We start from the raw sequence: 18,123 nt of genomic DNA on the forward strand, positions 1-18,123 counted from the left end.
CCGGAGCTGCTCGTGACCGTGCTGCTGCCGCCCCCGCCGGCCCATGGGCACATGGGGGTCGACTACGAGGAGCGGGTCGACTTCCCCCGGCTGCGCGAGTACCGGCTGGGCCGGGCGCGGCAGGCGCTCGAGGCCAGCGAGTGCGGCGCGTTCCTCCTCTTCGACTTCTACAACATCCGGTACACGACCCAGACCTGGATCGGCGGTGCGCTCGGGGACAAGATGACCAGGTACGCGCTGCTGACGCGCTCGACCCCGCAGCCGTGGCTCTGGGACTTCGGGTCGGCCGTGCGCCACCACCAGATCCACTCGAACTGGTTGCCCGACGAGCAGTGCCTGCCGGGCATGCTGGGCCTGCGCGGTGCGGTTGCGCCGTCGGCAGGTCTCATGGAGTCCGCCGTACGCGAGATCAAGGGCATCCTCACCGACGCCGGCCTGGCCGACGCCCCCGTGGGCCTGGACATCGTCGAGCCGGCGTTCCTGTTCGAGATGCAGCGGCAGGGCCTGAAGGTGGTCGACGCCCAGCAGCGGATGCTCGATGCGCGCAGCATCAAGAACCCCGATGAGCTCATGCTGCTCTCGCAGGCCGCAGCAATGGTCGACGGCGTCTATCACGACATCGTCGAGGCGCTGCGCCCCGGGGTGCGGGAGAACGAGATCGTCGCGTTGGCCGCGAAACGGCTCTACGAGATGGGATCGGACCAGGTCGAGGCGATCAACGCGATTTCGGGGGAGCGGTGCAACCCGCATCCGCACAACTTCACCGACCGGATCATCCGACCTGGCGACCAGGCGTTCTTCGACATCATCCACAGCTACAACGGGTACCGGACCTGCTACTACCGCACCCTTGCGGTAGGGCGCGCGACGTCCGCGCAGCGCGACGCATACGCGCGGGCCCGCGAGTGGATGGACGCGTCGATCGAGGCGATCGGTCCCGGGGTGACGACCGACCAGGTCGCGTCCGTGTGGCCCCGGGCCCAGGACTTCGGGTTCCCCGACGAGCTCGCCGCATTCGGTCTGCAGTTCGGGCACGGCCTCGGGCTGGGCCTGCACGAGCGGCCCATCATCTCCCGGCTCAACAGCATGGAAGAACCGGTCGAGCTGCGGCCGGGCATGGTCTTCGCCCTCGAGACCTACTGCCCTGCCACCGACGGCCGATCGGCGGCGCGCATCGAGGAGGAGGTCGTGGTCACCGAAGAGGGGACACGACTGCTGACCCTCTTCCCGGCCGAGGACCTCGTCGTCGCCAACCCGTACTGACCAGGGCCGACTCGATCAGGAGGACAGATGAGCATCTCGACGACCAACCCGTCGACCGGCCTCGTGGAGAAGACGTTCGATCCCTACTCGCCCGAGGAGACCGAGCAGCGGGTCGCTCGCGCCCATGACGCGGTCGACAGGCTGCGGCGGACGAGCTTCACCCAGCGGGCCGCATGGATGTGCGCCACGGCCGACCTGCTCGAGAGCGAGCTGGAGCTCGTCGCTCCATTGCTCACGACCGAGATGGGCAAGACTCTGGAGTCGGCCCGGGCCGAGGTGCGCAAGTGCGTGGCGAGCATGCGCTTCTACGCTCGGCATGCGCACCGGTTCCTCGCCGACGAGCTGCTCGCGGATCCCGGCGCCGTCGGTGCGTCACGCGCGCTCGCCCGCTACGAGCCGCTCGGGGTCGTCCTCGCCGTCATGCCGTGGAACTACCCGCTGTGGCAGGTCGTCCGGTTCGCCGCACCCGCATTGATGGCCGGCAACGCGGGGCTGCTCAAGCACGCCTCCAACGTGCCGCAGGCGGCGCTCTACCTCGACACCCTGTTCACCCGCGGTGGCTTCCCGCAAGGATCCTTCTCGACCCTTCTGATCAGCGCCCGCGACGTGGAGGGCGTGCTCGCCGACCGCCGGGTCAAGGCCGTCACACTCACGGGATCCGAGGGGGCCGGTCGCGCGGTCGCTGCGGTGGCCGGTCGCCATACGAAGAAGGCGGTGCTGGAACTCGGCGGTTCGGACCCCTTCATCGTCATGCCGTCCGCCGACGTCGCCCACGCGGCTCGCGTAGGCGCCCTCGCCCGCACGTCGAACAACGGCCAGTCGTGCATCGCGGCGAAGCGCTTCCTGGTGCACGACGCGGTGTACGACCGGTTCGTCGCGGCCTTCGTCGAGCAGATGGCCGCACTGACCGTCGGTGATCCCATGGAGACGTCGACCGACGTGGGTCCGATCGCGACGCAGGGCGGTCGCACCGATCTCGTCGAGTTGGTCGAGGACGCGGTCGGCAAGGGCGCCCGGGTGCTGACGGGCGGGGTCGTGCCGGACGGACCGGGCTGGTTCTACCCACCGACCGTGCTCGAGGGGGTCACCCCCGCGATGCGGCTCCACTCGGAGGAGGCGTTCGGCCCGGTCGCCACGGTGTACCGGGTGCGCGACACCGACGACGCGGTGGTGCTGGCCAACAGCACCACGTACGGGCTCAGTTCCAGCGTCTGGACGGAGGACGCTGACGAGCAGCGGCGGTTCACCTCGGATCTGGAGGTTGGCGCGGTCTTCGTCAACGGCATGTCGGTCTCGTACCCACAGCTGCCCTTCGGCGGCGTCAAGGACTCCGGGTACGGCCGGGAGCTCTCAGCCGCGGGAATCCGCGAGTTCTGCAACCTCAAGACGATCTGGCAGGCGTGAAGCGGTCACTCGGGATCGAACAGCTGTGGATGGCGCAGCAACTCGAGCCGGGTGCGCTGGATGTGGCCCACGAGCACGTGTTGTGCGGTGACGACATCGCCGTCGCGCAGGGCCTGCAGCAGCAGCCGGTGCTCGGCGTCGATCACCCAGCCCCGGGAGCGGCCGAGCCTGGCGAAGGCACGACGGTAGTGCTGGGTGACATCCCAGTACCGGCCGACGATGCGACGCAGCTCCTCGACGGTGTTGCCCTCGTACATGGTCCAGTGGAAGGCCCGGTCCAGCCGGAGGAACTCCTCGACGTCGTCGTTGGCCTCGATCGCCCGCTGGAGCTCCTCGAGCCTGACGAGCTGGGCCTCGGTGAGCCGGGGCATGCTCTCCGCCAGCACCATCGGCTCGAGGCGCTCGCGGATCTGGTAGGCGATGGCACAGTCCTTCGCCGTCATCGTGGCGACCCACGCTCCGCTGCTGGACCTGAGTACGACGAGCCCGTCCGCCTCGAGCATGCGCAGTCCCTCGCGCACCGGGATCCGGCTCACCCCGAACCGCTCGGCGACCTCCTCCTGCACGATGCGCTCGCCGGGCGCAAGCCGAGCTGCGAGGATGTCGTCGCGCAAGGCGTCGGCCACCTGACGGCCGGTCCTGCCGGGCCGGCCCCCACTCGACGCCACATCGACCACTATCCCAGGTCCGTGTCAGTGCCCGGCGCCCGTCCCACCGCCGGCGCCCCGGTCGAGGAACCACGCCTTGCCCGAGGGGTAGGACACCAGTTCGAACTGCATCCCCCACGGCGCCCGGAAGTAGACCCACCGCTGTCCGAGATGCGGACCGGTACTGACGGTCGGCGCGCCCAGCACCTCCACGTCGTGTCGGTGCAGGTGCGCCACCGCGGCAGCCATGTCGTGCACGTAGAGCGCCACGTGATGACCCCCGATGTCACTGTTGCGCGGCGGCTGCGGAACCTGGTCCGGCGTCTCGTAGTGGAACACCTCGAAGACCGCTCGATCCCCGCAGCGGTACCACTGGTTGCGCATCACGGCAGTGGCGGGGACGGCCAGGTGATCGGTCATCCAGGTGCCTGCCGGGTCCTGGAACGGACCGAGCTCGTAGAGGTACTCGCAGCCCAGGACGTCGACGAGGAACGCCCGTGCCTCGTCGAGATCCGGGACGGTGAACCCGACGTGATCGAGCCCGGTGAGACCCGGCAGTCCGGAGTGCGACGCGACGGGCTCCTCGGGACCGGACGTCGCAGCAGGTACTGATTCGGTCACAGTCGCTCTCCTCCTGGATTGGCCGTTCGATAGTATCCTATGTAGGCCAGACGAGGCGGTCGGCCGGAGATCGATGCAGCTAGGAATGTCGTGCGCGAGTCGATAGGATCCTATTGCTCGTGTTGCTGTGTCAGCGACATCTTTCGCCCATACCCCGAGGGGGTCCTTGTGCCCAGACATCGTGTTCTCTCTCCCGGCTCGTCCTGGCGATCCGTCGAATCCACCGCGGAGGATTGGGACTCCGCGGAGGGCGACCTGCTGCTCGGGATGCTCAGCTGGCTCATCTGGATCCGCACGTTCGAGGAGCGGGTCCTCGAACTCGCCGGCCAGGGCCTCATCCACGGACCCGCACACGCCAGCATCGGCCAGGAGGGCGGTGCAGTGGGATCGGTGTTCTCGCTGCGCAGCGACGACCAGGTCAACGGCAGTCACCGTGGACACCACCAGTTCCTCGCCAAGGCCTTCGGGCACGTCGCCGGCTCCGCCCACGGTGCACTGCTCAAGGTCACCGACGACGTTCGGACCGTGCTGGAGAGCACGCTCGCCGAGATCTGCGGGCTCGCGAGGGGCTACGGCCGAGGCCGTGGCGGCTCGATGCACCTCCGGTGGAGTCCCGCCGGCGCCATGGGTACCAATGCGATCGTCGGTGGTGGTGTGCCCCAGGCGGCCGGCTTCGCATGGTCCAACCGGGCGGCCGGGACCGACGCGGTGTCGGTGACCTACTTCGGCGACGGCGCCGTCAACATCGGATCGGTCCTGGAGACGATGAACCTCGCCGCGGCGTGGAAGCTCCCGGTCTGCTTCTTCATCGAGAACAACCAGTACGCGGTGTCGACCAGCGTCTCCGAGGCCACCGCCGAGCCGCGGCTGTCGGCGCGAGGGCTGGCCTTCAACATCCCCAGCTGGCGTGTCGACGGCATGGACACCCTCGCGGTGCACCTGGCGATGACCGAGGCGGTCGATCACATGCGCGCAGGCGACGGTCCCACCATCGTCGAGGCCGACCTCTATCGGTTCCACCACCAGAACGGTGCGTACCCGGGCAGCGCGTTCGGCTACCGGACGAAGGAGGAGGAGCAGAGCTGGCGCGAGCGGGACCCGCTCGATCATGTGCAGCGGCACGTGGTCCGACGCGGTCTGGCGACCACGTCGCAGATCGCCACGGCCACCGCGGAGTTCGTCGAGGTGCTCGACGAGATCTGCGGCTCCCTCCTCGAGCCCGTCAGTGGCGGCAAGCCCGGCGAGCGGCGGATCCGTGCCGACCAGTGGCCCAGCCCGGAGTTCGTCGACGTCGGTGTCCGCGGCGACCTGTCCGAGATGGACGGAGCCCGCTACGAGGAGGAGGACACCTACCGCGGTGCGGTGGCCGACACGACCTTCATCAAGGGAGTGAGCGGCGTGATCGGCCGCCGCATGGCCGAGGATGCGCGGGTCGTGGTCATGGGGGAGGACGTCCATCGGCTGCGGGGCGGGACCAACGGCGCCACCCGGGACGCCCTCGACGTCGCTCCGGACCGGGTGCTGGGCACCCCGATCAGCGAGAACGCCTTCGTAGGTCTGGCAGGCGGCGTCGCCATCGACGGCCGGTACCGCCCCATCGTCGAGCTCATGTACGCGGACTTCATGTGGGTCGCGGCCGACCAGCTCTTCAATCAGGTCGCCAAGGTCCGGCACATGTTCGGCGGCGACGCCGCCGTGCCGTTCGTGCTGCGCACCAAGGTCGCGACCGGCACCGGGTACGGCTCACAACACTCGATGGACCCGGCCGGCATCCTCGCCACGGCACCCGGCCTCCGCGTGGTCGCTCCGTCCACCCCGTTCGACTACATCGGACTGATGAACACGGCCCTGCGGTGCGAGGATCCGGTCGTCGTCATCGAGCACGTCGAGTTGTACCCGATCCCGGGTCGGATCCCCGTCGACGACCACGACTACTGCATCGAGATCGGCCGCGCAGCGGTGCGCCGAACCGGCGACGACGTCACAGTCCTCAGCTATCTCGGCATGGTGCGGCAGGTGTTGGACGCCGTCGACGAGACCGGCGTGTCGGCTGATGTGATCGACCTGCGCTGGCTCGACCGGGCGAGTCTGGACTGGGAGACGATCGAGGCCAGTGTGCGGCGGACCAACAACGTGCTGATCGTCGAGCAGGGCGCGATCGGGACGTCGTACGGGTCGTGGCTCGCCGACGAGATCCAGCGTCGGCTGTTCGACTGGCTCGACTCTCCGGTCATGCGGGTCCATGGCGGCGAAGCCTCGCCCAGCATCTCGAAGGTCCTCGAGCGCGCTGCCATCGCAGGTGTCGCAGAGGTCGCCGCAGCCCTCGCCCACTACCGCCGCGGCGCCTGACTCCCGGGAAGGACATCATGGCAACGCTGCTCACCATGCCCGAAGTGGCCGCAGGCACGACCGAGGCCGTGCTCTCGCACTGGCTGGTCGGCGAGAACACACCGTTCGCTGCCGGCGACACGATCGCCGTGATCGAGACCGAGAAGGCCGCGGTCGACCTGGAGGCCGACTCCGACGCCAAGCTCGTTCGTTCACTGGTGGCCGACGGTGCGACCGTGTCGGTGGGGACGCCCCTCGCGGTCCTTGCCGAGCCCGACGAGGACATCGACGACATCGCCGGCGTCCTTGCCGAACTCGGCGTCGCGCTGTTGCCCACGCCGTTGCCCTCTGCAGCGAGCGGGGCGCCGGAGGTGGGGCCGCGTCCCGATGCGCGTCCGCACACGGAGGCGCCGAGCGCCCCCCGGCGGGTCTTCATGAGCCCGCTGGTGCGCAAGCTGGCCGCAGACAACGGCCTCGACCTCACCGAGGTCGCAGGCAGCGGACCCCACGGCCGTATCGTGCGCCGCGACGTCGAGAAGCTGCTGGCGGCATCGCCCGCGCCCGAGCCCGCCGCGAAGCCGACACGAGTGGCCGAACCGGCGCCCGAGCTCGGTCCCGCGACCGTCACCAGGGTGGAACACACGCGGATGCGTCGCGCGATCGCCCGACGGCTGACTGCGAGCAAAGAGCAGATTCCGCACTTCTACCTTCGCGGCACCGCCCGGATCGACGCGCTCCTCGAGCTGCGCGCCTCGCTCAACCAGGTGGCGCCGACCCGCGTCTCGGTGAACGACCTGCTCCTCAAGGCTGCGGCCCGGGCCCATCGAGCTGTTCCGGACATGAACGTGGTCTGGTCGGACGACGCCCTGCTGCAGTACCACAGCGTCGACATCGGCGTCGCGATCGCGTCGGACCGAGGGCTCGTCACCCCGGTGCTGCGGGGTGTGGACTCCGCCTCGATCAGCACGCTCTCGGCGCAGGCCAAGGACCTCGTGACCCGCGCGAACGCGGGCCGGCTCGGCCAGGCCGAGCTCGAGGGCGGAACGATGACGATCAGCAACCTCGGCCCCTACGGGGTCGAGGAGTTCGTCGCGATCATCAACCCTCCGCAGTCGGCCATCCTGGCGGTCGGTGCCGGGCGCAAGCAACCGATCGTCGGCGAGGACGGTTCGGTCCGCTCGGCCACCGTGCTTCGGGTGGTGCTCTCCGTCGACCACCGCGCCGTCGACGGAGCGATCGCCGGGCAGTGGATGCAGAAGTTCGTCGAGACGCTGGAGCAGCCCTTCGTCCTTCTCGTATGAGCGAGAGGGAGACGTCGATCCCGGGAGACCGCCCGGACTCCGGTTCACCGAGTACGAGGGCCGCCGGGTTCTGACACCTGCTGTCGCTGTTCACTGTGGAACTGCGCTGACGAGTCCGCGCGCCCTCACCGCCGCGGGGGCGCAGGCGCGGGCCGCCGCCGCGGGGGGTGCCGGGGTCGGCGTGGGTTCAGCGGCGGCGGGTGCCGCGGCGGGGCGGGGTGCGGCGGGCGGCGGGCTTCTTCGAGGGGCGGCCGTCGCGCCCGGCCGGGTCGGCCTTCGCCGCCGGGGTGCGGGTGCTGTTGACCGTGCGCCCGCGGACGATCCCGATGAACTCCTCCATCAGCTCCGTGTTCTCCGCGTCCGGCCAGGTGAGGGCGACGCGGGACCCGGGCGCGTCGACGAGCGGCCGGTAGGTGAGGTCCCGGCGGTGGTGCAGGCGGGCGAGCGACTGGGGCACGACCAGGACGCCGACGCCCGCGGCGACGAGCTCGACGGCGTCGGCGGTCGTGGGGGGCTCGTACGCGGCGGCCCGGCCCGGCGGCCCGTCGGGCCAGTCGAGGGTGTCGTCCTGCGGCCGGAGCACGGCCTCGGCGGCCAGGTCCGCGGCAGTGGTCTCCTCGGCCGCGGTGAGCAGGTGGTCCTTGGGAACGACGACGACGGTGGTCTCGGTGTAGAGCGGGATCGCGTGCAGCCCGGACCGGTCGATCGGCAGCCGGACGAGGCCGGCGTCGAGCCCGCCGGCCCGGATCCGGTCGACCGCCTCGGCCGTGGTCGCCGCGACCAGCTCCAGGGGCACGTGCGGCCGGCGGTCGGCCCAGATCCGCGCCCACTTGCCCGGGGTGACACCGGGGACGTAGCCGAGCCGGAAGGAGGCGGGGGCACTCACCGGCCCAGGTTATCCGGCCCCACGACCCCGATATCCTGGGCGTATGGCACGCCAGAGGTCGGTCCAGACGATGAAGCCCGCGACGGCGGCGAAGAAGCTCGGCATCCATCTCGAGGCGGCGCCCGCCGAGTTCCGCGACGGGATGGTCTCGCGCGAGGAGCTCGACGCGCTGCAGGCCGATCCGCCGGAGTGGCTGCGTGAGCTGCGGGCCAACGGCCCGCATCCGCGACCTGTCGTCGCCGACCGGCTGGGTGTGTCGATCTCCGGACTGGCCCGCGCCGAGATCACCGAGCCGCTCACGACCGCCCAGATCGCGGCGTTGAAGGAGGAGGTGCCGGAGTGGTTGCGCCGCGAGCGCATCATCCGGGCCGAGGCACAGCGCGAGGAGGCCCGCCTGAAGGCCGACCGCGAACAGGCCCGGCTCAAGGCGGCCGGGTCCGCGGAGGTGGCGCGCCGACCCGGGCGGGGGTGAGCGGACCCGCGCGTCGGCCGCCCGGGCGGGCACGTCCGCGGCGTGAGGCGGTGACCGCCGCCGTACTGACGTGGCAGTACCGGGACACGAGCTACTGACCGTCCTCCGCGGGGGCGGCCCCCGTGCGCCAGCGCAGTTCGGCGGCGCGCCACTCGTCGTCGACCCGCCGCGCAGCGCGGACCCGGCCGGCGTGGCGGAGGCCGGCGAACAGCAGGAGCAGGAGTGCGCCGCCGCCGGCCAGGAGCTCCGCCGAGCGGACGACCCCGGCGGTCCGGGCCTCCGCCGGAACCGCGGCCGTCGTGAGCCGCCCGCCCGGGTCGAGCACGACGTGCGTCGACGACCCCACCTGCAGGTCGCCGGTCGACGGCACCGTCCCCAGCCCGACCACGCCGTCGGCCCCGGCCCAGGTCACCGTGGCGGTCCCGGTCGCCGGCGCGGTGGCGACGATCGTCGCGACCTCGACGCGGAGGCCGTACCGCGCGGCCACGTCGTTCTGGTGGAGCGCGCCGGCCGTGATCGCGGCGACGACGAGCAGCACCGCCAGCACCGGGACGACGACGCGCCGTGCCTTGGCAAGGGCGCGCTCCACGACGTCGGCATCGGGGCTGGTCTGTTCCACGCTGCCAGCGTCCGCGATCCGGTGCCCGCCCCACAATGCGCAATGTGCAGCGTCAGCCTCTGTCCGACCGAGAGGCTGCGTCGCGGACGTGTCGGGCCAGCTCGTCGACCGCGGCCGCCGTCGGCGACGACGGGTCGACCGCGGCGCCCCGGCACAACGTCAACCGTCGCTGCGCCCACGGCTCGCGCAGCTCGCAGACGTCGAGGTCCCCGCCGCGCCCGCCCGCCGCCCGGCGCGGCACTATCGCCGACCCGGCTCCCGCCGCCACCAGCGCGACGACGGTCCGCAGGTCCATCGCGCGGGTCCGGTGCCGCGCCACGGGGCCGGTGGGGCCGACGTCCAGCGTCATCGCGACCTGCAGTGGTGCCCCCGCCTGGAGCCCGACCATCGGGTGCTCCACGACCTCGGCGTAGGTCAGCGACCGCCGGCCCGTGAGCACCCCGCCGGCGCGGCAGATCACGACGAGCGAGTCGTCGCACAGCGGCTCCGCGGCGAGCCCCGCATCCGTGGCCGCGTGCTCGATGACGACACCGAGGTCGGCCTCCCCGTCGAGCAGCATCCGGGCGGTGACGACGCTGCGGCGCTCGTCGACGTCGACGTCGAGATCGGGGTTGGCCAGCAGGAACGACGTCACCGCGCGCGGGACGAGATCGTGCATCGCCGAACTGCCCGCCAGCAGCGACAGCGGCACCCCGGGCGGCCGGGCGAACGAGGCGATCGCCCCGTCGAGGCGCGCAGTCCGGTCCAGCACCTCGCGCGCGTGCCGGGCCAGGACCGTCCCGGCAGGTGTCGGTCGGACTCCCCGCCGGCCCCTGACCAGCAGCTCGACTCCGGCGTGCCGCTCCAGCGCGCGGATACGCGCGCTCGCCGACGGCAGACTCAGCGCGCTCCGGCGGGCGCCGGCCGTGATCGAGCCCGCAGCGACGACGTGCAGGAACAACCGGAGGTCGACGAGGTCGTACTGCACGCGGGCAGCCTATGCCGGGGGCGGAGCCCGGGGCGTCGGATTGCGCACCCCCCGTCCGGGCGGGGGGTTCACCCCTCCGGATCCGGGGGTGCACTCGATCCACATCCGGGCAGCAAACGGGCAAAGTTCTTCTCAGCGAAGGAACACCACGAACCGAGAAGGAGCCCCCAGATGTTCAAGAGCACCTGCCCCTCCAAGTCCTACGACGACAAGTGGGACAACGACAAGTGGGGCGGCTACGGCGGCGGCAAGAACGACAAGTGGGACAACGACAAGTGGGACGGCTACGGCGGCAAGGACAAGTGGAACGACTGCGACGACAAGTACTCGAAGTACGAGGACTGCGACAGCAAGTACGACAAGTACGACGACTGCGACAGCAAGTACGACAAGTGCGACGACAAGTGGGACGGCGGCTACGGCGGCAAGAACGACGACTGGTCCTACAGCAGCTGATCCAGCACCACCCGAGATGCGCGTCCGGGCCACCCGCCCGGACGCGCATCGTCGTGTCCGCGCCCGGCGGCGACGGTTGCTCAGCCCTCGACGGGGGAGACCGACAGCACCTCGCCGCGGACCGTCGCGGTGAGCATGCCGCTCTGCTTGTGGTCGTTGGAGACGTAGACGCCGATCTGGTCGACGGGCCGGGTCGGGAAGCCGAACAGCACATATCTCGACGTCGGGTTGCTGACGTTCAGCCGCTCCGGGGCGGTGGCCAGCAGCGCGCGCACAGCGCCGTCGTCGACGCCGGCCAGGTCGACGAGCGGGCCGTCGAGCTTCCGGTTGCCCGTGATGTCGCTCCTGGTGGAGCGCGGCGGATACAGCACGCGGCGGGTGTGCCGGGCGTCGTCGGGCTCGAGGACCTCGATCACCGCGTACGTCGGGTAGACGGTCGCGCCGACGACGACGGTCCCACCGTGCTGGAAGCGCAGCCACGCGAGCATCGCCTGCCAGCCCGCCGCCGAGAAAAGGTCCGTGTCCGTGGACGCCACGGCACCCGCGGCACCGGGCGGCGTCGACACCTCCGGCCGCGCGCTCGCGAGCCCGCACATCGTCACGACGAGACCCACGCACAGCACGAGCGCGACACCCGCCAGGTACACCCGCGGCCCTGGCCCGCTGCGCGGCGGACGCGCCGCGACCACCGGCGCCCGGGTCGGCGTCTGCAGGTCGGTGGTGAGGGCTGCGAGCTCGGCGAGCGTGGTCGCCGTCATCGCCGCCGCGATGCGTTCGCGGTGCTCGACCGTGTCGAGCTGCCCGTCGACGAGTGCGCTGTCGAGGATCGCGCAGGTCGCCGACCGGTCGGCGTCGCGGGCCCTGGTCGCCCGCCGCACGCCCCCGCTCACGACGTGCTCCGGCTGCGGTAGGGCAGGTTCGCGATGCCCACGGCAGCCACCGCGAGCATCCACAGCGAACACCCGACGAGGTAGATCCGCTGCGCCACGCCGAACGCCCCGTGCAGGTCGGCCGCGAGGACCGCCACGACCGCGACGACGAGTCCTGCCGCGGCGAGCGGCGCCCACCGCCATCGCGGCGCGAGCGCCCGGACGGCGAGGACCGCGGCCAGGGGCAGCGCGAAGAACGCGACGTTGCCGAGGACGTTGTGGGTCAACCCGGCCGCCGTCTCCACGCCGGGAGGGTCGATCGGGAAGAACGCCTGCGCCACCTTCGCCGCGCCGAACAGCGCCAGCACGATCGCCGCCGGTCGCGTCTGCGCCCGCACCGCCCAGGCGAGCGCGAGCGCGCCGAGACCGACGATCCCCGTCGCCACCCCCGCCGCCGCCCCGTACGCGCCCAGGGCGTACTCACTGGTCGGGCGTGTCAACGGGTCGACGTCCGGGCGCGCGATGTGGAACACCGCGAGCACCACCAGGTCGACGATCGCCGCGACGATCGTCACCGCCAGGAAGGGCATCGTCGTAGCCCGGCGCGAAGGAGACATACCAGCCTTTCGAGACCGGCTGAGGATATGCGCAAGTCCCTCGCGAGACCGCATTGCGGTGGCCCGGTTCAGCCGTCGGCGCGCCCCGCGCCGGGCCCGGCCCGACCGGATGGCCGAATCCTCGATCTTGCAGAATGTCCGGTCCGGGGCCGATGAGTTCCCCGTCGCGGTGCGGTCTGACCGGCATGAGCCCCGCATCCCCGGTCGCGCTGCCCCGTGACGTCGTCGACGCCGCGGTGTCCGCCGAACGTCGTCGTCTCGCCGACCATGTCGCCGTACTCACCGACGCCCAGCTCGCGTCCCGGTCGTTGTGCACGGAGTGGACGGTCCGTGACGTCCTCGCCCACCTGACGACCACCACCCGGCTGACGGTTCCTCTGCTGCTCGGTGCCGCGATCCGGGCCCGGGGCTCCTTCGACCGGATGGAGGTCGACCTCGCCGCACGCCGGGCGGCGGCGTTCACCACCGGCCAGCTCGTCGCGCAGCTGCGGGAGAGTGCCGGGTCGTCGCGACGGTTCCCCGGCAGCAGCCCCATGGACCCGCTGATGGACCTCGTGATCCACGGCCAGGACATCTCCCGGCCGCTCGGCGTGCCGTACGCGTCGCCACCGGAGGTCGTGACCGCGAGCCTGGACCACGTCGCCGCCAACAAGCTGATGGGCGGGCCGAAGCGGTTGGCCGGGGTGCGGCTGGTGTCGTCGGACTCCGGCTGGACCCACGGCGAGGGTGCCGAGGTGCGCGGCGCGGACGTCGACCTCCTGCTCGTCGCGTCGGGACGGCGGTCCGGGCTGGCGGGGCTGGCAGGGCCGGGTGTCGACGTCGTCGCGGCGCGGCTGTGACTGCCGACGGGAACGGACGGCACGGCCGCGGAACTCGACGGCGTTGAGGACCGACCGGTCGGCCGTCGCCGGGAATCCAAGCGCGGGGCGGTCCCAGCGGCAAGGGCCGGGTCAGGGCGACCGGGCGGCGAGGCGCTACTCCCCGGAGGTGTCCCGCGGGGCGCGGCCGTGCAGCCGCCTGGACTCGTCCTCGAGCCGGCCGTCGAGCCGCCGGCGCAGGAGGGCCGCCCACGACTCCGGCAGCAGCCCGGGAGTGGCGAGCAGACGTCGAGCGGCGGGCAGGTCGTCACGCTCGACGTTCAGCACGCGGTGCACGTCGGCCGCGGTGATGCCGTGCTCGGGCACGCTCACCGCCTCGACGACGTCGCCGCCGCGAACCTGGCCGGAGCGCAGCACGCGGGCGTAGAAGCCGGTACGGCCCGTGTCCTGCACCCGGACCGCCATGTCGCGGATCCCGTGGTGGGCCGCGAGCTTGTAGCAGGGGCGGCGGGGCTGGGTCACCTGCAGCATCGCGGTGCCGACGAGGTACACGGCCCCGATCACGGCGTCGGACTCGAGGACACCGTGCAGGGTCAGGTTCTCGCCGAATGCCGGGCGGTCGGCGTCGTCGGGCAGATGGTCCCAGGCCCGGTAGTGCTCACCGGGGTAGAGCAGGACCGCCTTGTCGGGGCCGCCGTGGTTCTTCCGGTCGGCCTGCCGGTCGCCGACGAGCCCGCTCCCGCCCACCTCCACGGGCCCGGCGACGGGCACCTTGGCGATGGCGGACGGCATGGTGCGTCCGTTCCAGCGCAACGTGTTCACGGTACCCACGGACACGGTCAGCACTCGCATCGCGCGTCTCCTCCCGATCTGTCAGGACTCGCCGGGTGCCGCGCGCGGTTCGCGGTGCGACCGGACTCCGACCCTTTTTCTACACGGTGCCCAGGCGGTGCTCGACGGTCTCGCCGGGTGCCGGAGAGCGCCGTGGCGGCCTCCCGGCTCGTCGGGTCGCGGGCCGCCGGGGCGGCGGCGTCGCCCGCCCGCACGGCCGGCGCACCGCTCCAGGCGGCCGCCATGGCGTCGTCCCCCCGACCCGTTCTGTCCCTTTTCGGTGATCCTCGCCGACCGGACGTGCGATGGGCATCGGCCGGACGGGCGGTCATGCCACCCCGCCGAACCGGCGATCCCGGGTGACGGCGGGCGTGACCCGCGCAACCGTGCCACCGCTGCAGGCCCCCGCCGTCAGCGACCGCTGGGCCGCCGCGCACCACGCGCGGCTCAACGGGGTCGCCTCCGCGCCGGCGACCGTCGCGACCGCTCCCGCCTCTGGGCCGGGGGCCCTACCCGTCGGACGTTCGGTAGCAACCCGCCGGTGTCCGTGCTGCTCGCAGCGTGCGCGGTGCTCGGCGCGCCGCCCGGGTCGGGACATCGCCGGGCCATAACGTTCACGGCGTCGCGAACGACTGACCGGGCAGCCCCCGACACCGGTCCGGCGCGACGCCGGCCGCCCCGCACACCAGGAGCGACCCATGTCCACGTCCCGCCGTGCCCGGCTCGTCGCACCCCTGGCCGCCCTCGCCCTCGCGTTCGCGATGTCCGCCTGCGCCGGCTCCACCCCGGGCACCGGCACCGGCACCGACCTCGACGCCGCGAAGGCCACCGCCAGTGCGCTCGTCGACAGCGGCGGGACTCCCGTCGACGCCTGCGCCCTGCTCCAGCCGGCCGACGTACAGGCGATCATCGGCACGACCGTCGAGGGCAGGGCCGAGACCATCCCCGGCGACGCCGGTGGCTGCACCTGGGAGAACCAGGAGAACTACTACTCGGTGACCGTCAGCGTCGGTGGCTCCGGCACCGCCCCCGGCGGAACCCTGCCCGCCGCCCAGCCCGAACGCGGCACCGTCACCCCGCTGTCCGACGGCATGCGCGGCCTGTCCGGCGGGGTCGTCCAGTTCGTCGCCGACGAGCGGCTCTGCGAGGTGCAGGTCGCCACCAACAGCGGCGCGCAGGACCAGCAGAAGGCAGCCGGCGTCGCGAACAAGGTCAAGGCCGCGCTCTGACCCACCGGTTCGGCTAGCGTCGGGCCGGGAGCCGAGACCCATGGGAGGCGCCGGATGACCACGACGGTCGCAACGGAACAGGTGGCCGAACGGCCGGGGCGCGGGATGCGGTTCGCCGACAAGGTGATCGACCGCGTCTGGAAGCTCCCGCCCGGCGGCGACTACACCGTCACCGACGGCCTGCGCGCACCCATGCGCGACGGCATCGACCTGATCGGCGACCTCTACACCCCCGCCGACTCCGCCCCCCTCGGCACGATCCTCGTCCGCGGCCCCTACGGCCGCACCACGCTCAACAGCCTCGCCTTCGCCCGCGTCTACGCGGCCCGCGGCTGGCAGGTCCTGCTGCAGAGCGTGCGCGGGACGTTCGGGTCCGGCGGGGCGTTCGAGCCGATGCGCCGCGAGATCGAGGACGGCCAGGACACCGTCGCCTGGATGCGCGAGCAGCCGTGGTTCACCGGCAGCTTCGCGACGCTCGGCCTGTCCTACCTCGGCTTCACGCAGTGGGCGCTGCTCATGGACCCGCCGCCCGAGCTCGCGGCATCCGTGATCGTCGTCGGCCCGCACGACTTCAACCGCTCCGCCCACGGCATCGGGTCGTTCTCGCTGGCCGACTTCCTCGGCTGGAGCGACATGGTCGCCCACCAGGAGGAGGGCACCCTCCTGCAGCGGCTGCTGCGGGAACGCTCCACCCAGCGCAGGCAGCGCACGGCCATGGACGGCGTCCCGCTCGTCGCGTCCGGCGAGACCCTGCTCGCCGGGCAGGCCCCCTGGTATCGCGACTGGGCCTCACGCCCCGACCCCACCGACCCGTTCTGGCAGCCGATGCAGCTCTCCGCCGCGCTCGACCGCGTCCGGACGCCGGTCCTGCTCGTCGGCGGGTGGCAGGACATCTTCATCCGCCAGACCCTCGACCAGTGGTCCCACCTGCACGGACGCGGTCTCGACGTCGCCCTCACGGTGGGGCCCTGGACCCATACCGACGCTGCCGCGCGCGGTGGCGGGCGCGTCACCCAGGAGGCGATCGACTTCCTCGGCGCCCGGATGGCGGGCCGCCCCGAAGGCCGCCCGACGCCCGTGCGCGTCTACGTCACCGGTGCCGACGCCGGCTGGCGCGGCTCCGAGGACTGGCCCCCACCCACCACGCCGCAGACCCTGCACGTCGAGCCCGGCCGCGGATTGGCCGCGACGGCTCCCACCCGGCCCGCCGCGCCCGTCACCTTCACCTACGACCCCACCGACCCCACCCCCGCGCTCGGCGGGCCGCTCCTCGACGGCAAGACCGCCGGCGTCGTCGACAACGGGCCCCTGGAGGAACGCGCCGACGTCGTCACCTTCACCGGGGAACCGCTGGCCCAGACCCTGGAGGTCGCCGGGACGATCGTCGTCGAGCTCGCCCACCGCAGCGACAACCCGCACGCCGACCTCTTCGTCAGGATCTGCGACGTCGACACCCGCGACCGGTCGTTCAACGTCACCGACGGCTTCGTCCGCCTCACCGACGCCGACCGCGAGCAGGTCGTGCGCGTCGAGCTCGCCGGCACCGCCCACCGCTTCGGCCCCGGGCACCGGGTGCGGCTGCAGCTCTCCGGCGGCGCGCACCCGCGCCTGGCCCGCAACCTCGGCTCCGGCGAGCCCGCCGCCACCGGCTCGACCCTGCGCCCGTCGGCGAGAACACTCCCCGTCGACGGCCGCTCCCGCGTCGTCCTTCCGGTCGTCGGTTAGCGGGCGCTGCGGAGGTCCCCGATTCCGAGGTCACCGCGCGCGGGGGCCGGCTCGCCGGGGTCGGCGGCGGCGCGGGCGGGCGGCGGGTCGTCGAGCATCGCCGCCGACGGCACGAAGAACAGGGTGCCGGTGACGGCCGTCGAGAACTCCAGCAGCCGGTCGGTGCTGCCCACCGGCTCGCCGACGAACATCCTGCGCAGCATGCGTTCGGGGATGTCGGGGTCCGCGGCGTAGCCGATGAAGTACGTCCCGTACTCGCCGCGGGCGATCGATCCGAAGGGCATGTTGTCGCGCAGGATCTCCCGCTCGGTCCCGTCCTCCTCGACGATCTGGGTCAGCGCCACGTGCGAGTCCGGCGGCTGGGTGGCCTCGTCGAGCTCGACGTCGTCGAGCATCCGCCGTCCGACGGCGTGCTCGCGCTCCTCGACGCTTTGCGCCTGCCACCCGCCCAGGTCGTGCAGGTACTTCTGCGTCATGACGTAGGAGCCGCCCGCGAAGTCCGGGTCCTCGTCGCCGATCAGGACGGCCGCGGCCGCGTCGGCGCCCGTGGGGTTCTCGGTGCCGTCCACGAACCCGAGCAGGTCGCGGCGGTCGAAGTAGCGGAAACCGTGCACCTCGTCGGTCACCTCGACGGCGCCGCCGAGCCGCTCGCGGACGAGTCGCGCCAGTTCGAAGCACGGGTAGAGGCGCAGGGCGCGCACGTGCAGGAACAGGTCGCCGGGGGTCGACGGGGCGTGGTGGCGTGCGCCGACGACCTCGCGGAAGGCGTGCAGGGCGGCGGGGCGTGGGCCGTCGAACGTCCGGTCCCACAGCTCGGAGCCGAGGCCGATGATGCAGGTCAGTCCTTCGTCGGGCAGCCGGAAGCCCACGGAGCGGACGATCCCGGCGAGCTCGGGCAGCAGGTCGCGGACGGCCTGTTCGCCGCCGTCGACGACGGTCAGGGTGAGGAACACCGCGCTCTCCGTGAGCGGCGCGAGCACCGCCTGCGGCTGGGGGTCCACCGGCACGCGTGTCTCCGATCGTCGACCGGCCGACGGGGTCGTCCCGACGGCAGCAGCCGATCTTCTCGA

Annotated in this window: 18 protein-coding genes; 9 read left to right on the forward strand and 9 right to left on the reverse strand. The window is 72.3% G+C overall.

Going from position 1 to position 18,123, the window contains the following annotated elements; translation table 11 throughout:
• Window positions 1–12: 12 nt before the first annotated feature.
• Window positions 13–1,263 (forward strand): M24 family metallopeptidase, encoded by a 1,251-nt coding sequence (locus tag AB7F12_RS11020; RefSeq protein ID WP_428498256.1) that lies wholly within the window; start codon window positions 13–15, stop codon window positions 1,261–1,263.
• A gap of 27 nt (window positions 1,264–1,290) precedes the next feature.
• Window positions 1,291–2,667, forward strand: a complete 1,377-nt coding sequence (locus tag AB7F12_RS11025) for an NADP-dependent succinic semialdehyde dehydrogenase (RefSeq protein WP_428498255.1) — start codon at window positions 1,291–1,293, stop codon at window positions 2,665–2,667.
• A 5-nt stretch (window positions 2,668–2,672) separates the two neighbouring features.
• On the opposite strand, the gene AB7F12_RS11030 is transcribed toward AB7F12_RS11025, so the two are convergent.
• Window positions 2,673–3,293, reverse strand: coding sequence for a GntR family transcriptional regulator (locus tag AB7F12_RS11030; protein ID WP_428498254.1), 621 nt, complete (start codon window positions 3,291–3,293; stop codon window positions 2,673–2,675).
• Between the two features lie 66 nt (window positions 3,294–3,359).
• Window positions 3,360–3,935, reverse strand: a complete 576-nt coding sequence (locus AB7F12_RS11035; RefSeq protein WP_428498253.1) for a VOC family protein — start codon at window positions 3,933–3,935, stop codon at window positions 3,360–3,362.
• 267 nt (window positions 3,936–4,202) lie between these two features.
• Here AB7F12_RS11035 and AB7F12_RS11040 point away from each other — a divergent pair, with 267 nt between their 5' ends.
• Window positions 4,203–6,284 (forward strand): alpha-ketoacid dehydrogenase subunit alpha/beta, encoded by a 2,082-nt coding sequence (locus tag AB7F12_RS11040; protein WP_428498252.1) that lies wholly within the window; start codon window positions 4,203–4,205, stop codon window positions 6,282–6,284.
• A 17-nt stretch (window positions 6,285–6,301) separates the two neighbouring features.
• Entirely contained in the window at window positions 6,302–7,564 is a 1,263-nt protein-coding gene (locus tag AB7F12_RS11045) for a dihydrolipoamide acetyltransferase family protein (protein WP_428498251.1), read from the forward strand.
• A 187-nt stretch (window positions 7,565–7,751) separates the two neighbouring features.
• Here AB7F12_RS11045 and AB7F12_RS11050 read toward each other — a convergent pair whose 3' ends face one another.
• A complete protein-coding gene (locus AB7F12_RS11050) occupies window positions 7,752–8,450 on the reverse strand; it encodes a LysR substrate-binding domain-containing protein (protein ID WP_428498250.1) in 699 nt (232 codons plus the stop codon).
• A gap of 43 nt (window positions 8,451–8,493) precedes the next feature.
• Here AB7F12_RS11050 and AB7F12_RS11055 point away from each other — a divergent pair, with 43 nt between their 5' ends.
• Window positions 8,494–8,922 carry a DUF5997 family protein gene (locus AB7F12_RS11055; protein ID WP_428498249.1) on the forward strand — a complete coding sequence of 143 codons (429 nt, stop codon included), beginning with the start codon at window positions 8,494–8,496 and terminating at the stop codon, window positions 8,920–8,922.
• A 91-nt stretch (window positions 8,923–9,013) separates the two neighbouring features.
• On the opposite strand, the gene AB7F12_RS11060 is transcribed toward AB7F12_RS11055, so the two are convergent.
• Window positions 9,014–9,541 carry a hypothetical protein gene (locus AB7F12_RS11060; protein ID WP_428498248.1) on the reverse strand — a complete coding sequence of 176 codons (528 nt, stop codon included), beginning with the start codon at window positions 9,539–9,541 and terminating at the stop codon, window positions 9,014–9,016.
• Between the two features lie 52 nt (window positions 9,542–9,593).
• Window positions 9,594–10,508 carry a LysR family transcriptional regulator gene (locus tag AB7F12_RS11065; protein WP_428498247.1) on the reverse strand — a complete coding sequence of 305 codons (915 nt, stop codon included), beginning with the start codon at window positions 10,506–10,508 and terminating at the stop codon, window positions 9,594–9,596.
• A gap of 171 nt (window positions 10,509–10,679) precedes the next feature.
• Here AB7F12_RS11065 and AB7F12_RS11070 point away from each other — a divergent pair, with 171 nt between their 5' ends.
• Window positions 10,680–10,964 carry a hypothetical protein gene (locus tag AB7F12_RS11070; RefSeq protein WP_428498246.1) on the forward strand — a complete coding sequence of 95 codons (285 nt, stop codon included), beginning with the start codon at window positions 10,680–10,682 and terminating at the stop codon, window positions 10,962–10,964.
• Between the two features lie 80 nt (window positions 10,965–11,044).
• Here the strand turns inward: AB7F12_RS11070 and AB7F12_RS11075 are convergent, their stop codons facing one another.
• Window positions 11,045–11,854, reverse strand: coding sequence for a DUF1707 SHOCT-like domain-containing protein (locus AB7F12_RS11075; RefSeq protein ID WP_428498245.1), 810 nt, complete (start codon window positions 11,852–11,854; stop codon window positions 11,045–11,047).
• Window positions 11,851–12,423, reverse strand: coding sequence for a DUF998 domain-containing protein (locus AB7F12_RS11080; protein ID WP_428498244.1), 573 nt, complete (start codon window positions 12,421–12,423; stop codon window positions 11,851–11,853). Before AB7F12_RS11080 ends, AB7F12_RS11075 begins: the two co-directional genes overlap by 4 nt.
• Before the next feature lie 212 nt (window positions 12,424–12,635).
• Between AB7F12_RS11080 and AB7F12_RS11085 the strand changes: the two genes are divergently transcribed.
• Window positions 12,636–13,289 (forward strand): maleylpyruvate isomerase family mycothiol-dependent enzyme, encoded by a 654-nt coding sequence (locus AB7F12_RS11085; RefSeq protein WP_428498243.1) that lies wholly within the window; start codon window positions 12,636–12,638, stop codon window positions 13,287–13,289.
• A 135-nt stretch (window positions 13,290–13,424) separates the two neighbouring features.
• On the opposite strand, the gene AB7F12_RS11090 is transcribed toward AB7F12_RS11085, so the two are convergent.
• The gene (locus AB7F12_RS11090) at window positions 13,425–14,120 is read right to left on the reverse strand and encodes an MOSC domain-containing protein (RefSeq protein WP_428498242.1); all 696 of its coding nucleotides are present in this window, start codon (window positions 14,118–14,120) and stop codon (window positions 13,425–13,427) included.
• Between the two features lie 677 nt (window positions 14,121–14,797).
• Between AB7F12_RS11090 and AB7F12_RS11095 the strand changes: the two genes are divergently transcribed.
• Both AB7F12_RS11095 and AB7F12_RS11100 read left to right on the forward strand, forming a co-directional pair.
• Entirely contained in the window at window positions 14,798–15,328 is a 531-nt protein-coding gene (locus tag AB7F12_RS11095) for a DUF3558 family protein (RefSeq protein ID WP_428498241.1), read from the forward strand.
• A 54-nt stretch (window positions 15,329–15,382) separates the two neighbouring features.
• Window positions 15,383–17,053 (forward strand): CocE/NonD family hydrolase, encoded by a 1,671-nt coding sequence (locus AB7F12_RS11100; protein ID WP_428498240.1) that lies wholly within the window; start codon window positions 15,383–15,385, stop codon window positions 17,051–17,053.
• Here AB7F12_RS11100 and AB7F12_RS11105 read toward each other — a convergent pair.
• Window positions 17,050–18,060, reverse strand: coding sequence for a Dyp-type peroxidase (locus tag AB7F12_RS11105; RefSeq protein WP_428516837.1), 1,011 nt, complete (start codon window positions 18,058–18,060; stop codon window positions 17,050–17,052). The two genes, AB7F12_RS11100 and AB7F12_RS11105, sit on opposite strands and share 4 nt — an antisense overlap.
• Window positions 18,061–18,123: the final 63 nt, after the last annotated feature.

The sequence above is a fragment of the Pseudonocardia sp. genome, assembly GCF_050250275.1.
GTDB lineage: Bacteria > Actinomycetota > Actinomycetes > Mycobacteriales > Pseudonocardiaceae > Pseudonocardia.

Excerpts from the sequence above, each read along its gene's own strand:
- AB7F12_RS11025 (WP_428498255.1), top strand. The coding sequence starts at position 1,291 with ATGAGCATCTCGACGACCAACCCGTCGACCGGCCTCGTGGAGAAGACG.
- AB7F12_RS11040 (WP_428498252.1), top strand. The coding sequence starts at position 4,203 with ATGCTCAGCTGGCTCATCTGGATCCGCACGTTCGAGGAGCGGGTCCTC.
- AB7F12_RS11045 (WP_428498251.1), top strand. The coding sequence starts at position 6,302 with ATGGCAACGCTGCTCACCATGCCCGAAGTGGCCGCAGGCACGACCGAG.
- AB7F12_RS11055 (WP_428498249.1), top strand. The coding sequence starts at position 8,494 with ATGGCACGCCAGAGGTCGGTCCAGACGATGAAGCCCGCGACGGCGGCG.
- AB7F12_RS11070 (WP_428498246.1), top strand. The coding sequence starts at position 10,680 with ATGTTCAAGAGCACCTGCCCCTCCAAGTCCTACGACGACAAGTGGGAC.
- AB7F12_RS11080 (WP_428498244.1), bottom strand. The coding sequence starts at position 12,423 with ATGCCCTTCCTGGCGGTGACGATCGTCGCGGCGATCGTCGACCTGGTG.
- AB7F12_RS11085 (WP_428498243.1), top strand. The coding sequence starts at position 12,636 with ATGAGCCCCGCATCCCCGGTCGCGCTGCCCCGTGACGTCGTCGACGCC.
- AB7F12_RS11090 (WP_428498242.1), bottom strand. The coding sequence starts at position 14,120 with ATGCGAGTGCTGACCGTGTCCGTGGGTACCGTGAACACGTTGCGCTGG.
- AB7F12_RS11095 (WP_428498241.1), top strand. The coding sequence starts at position 14,798 with ATGTCCACGTCCCGCCGTGCCCGGCTCGTCGCACCCCTGGCCGCCCTC.
- AB7F12_RS11100 (WP_428498240.1), top strand. The coding sequence starts at position 15,383 with ATGACCACGACGGTCGCAACGGAACAGGTGGCCGAACGGCCGGGGCGC.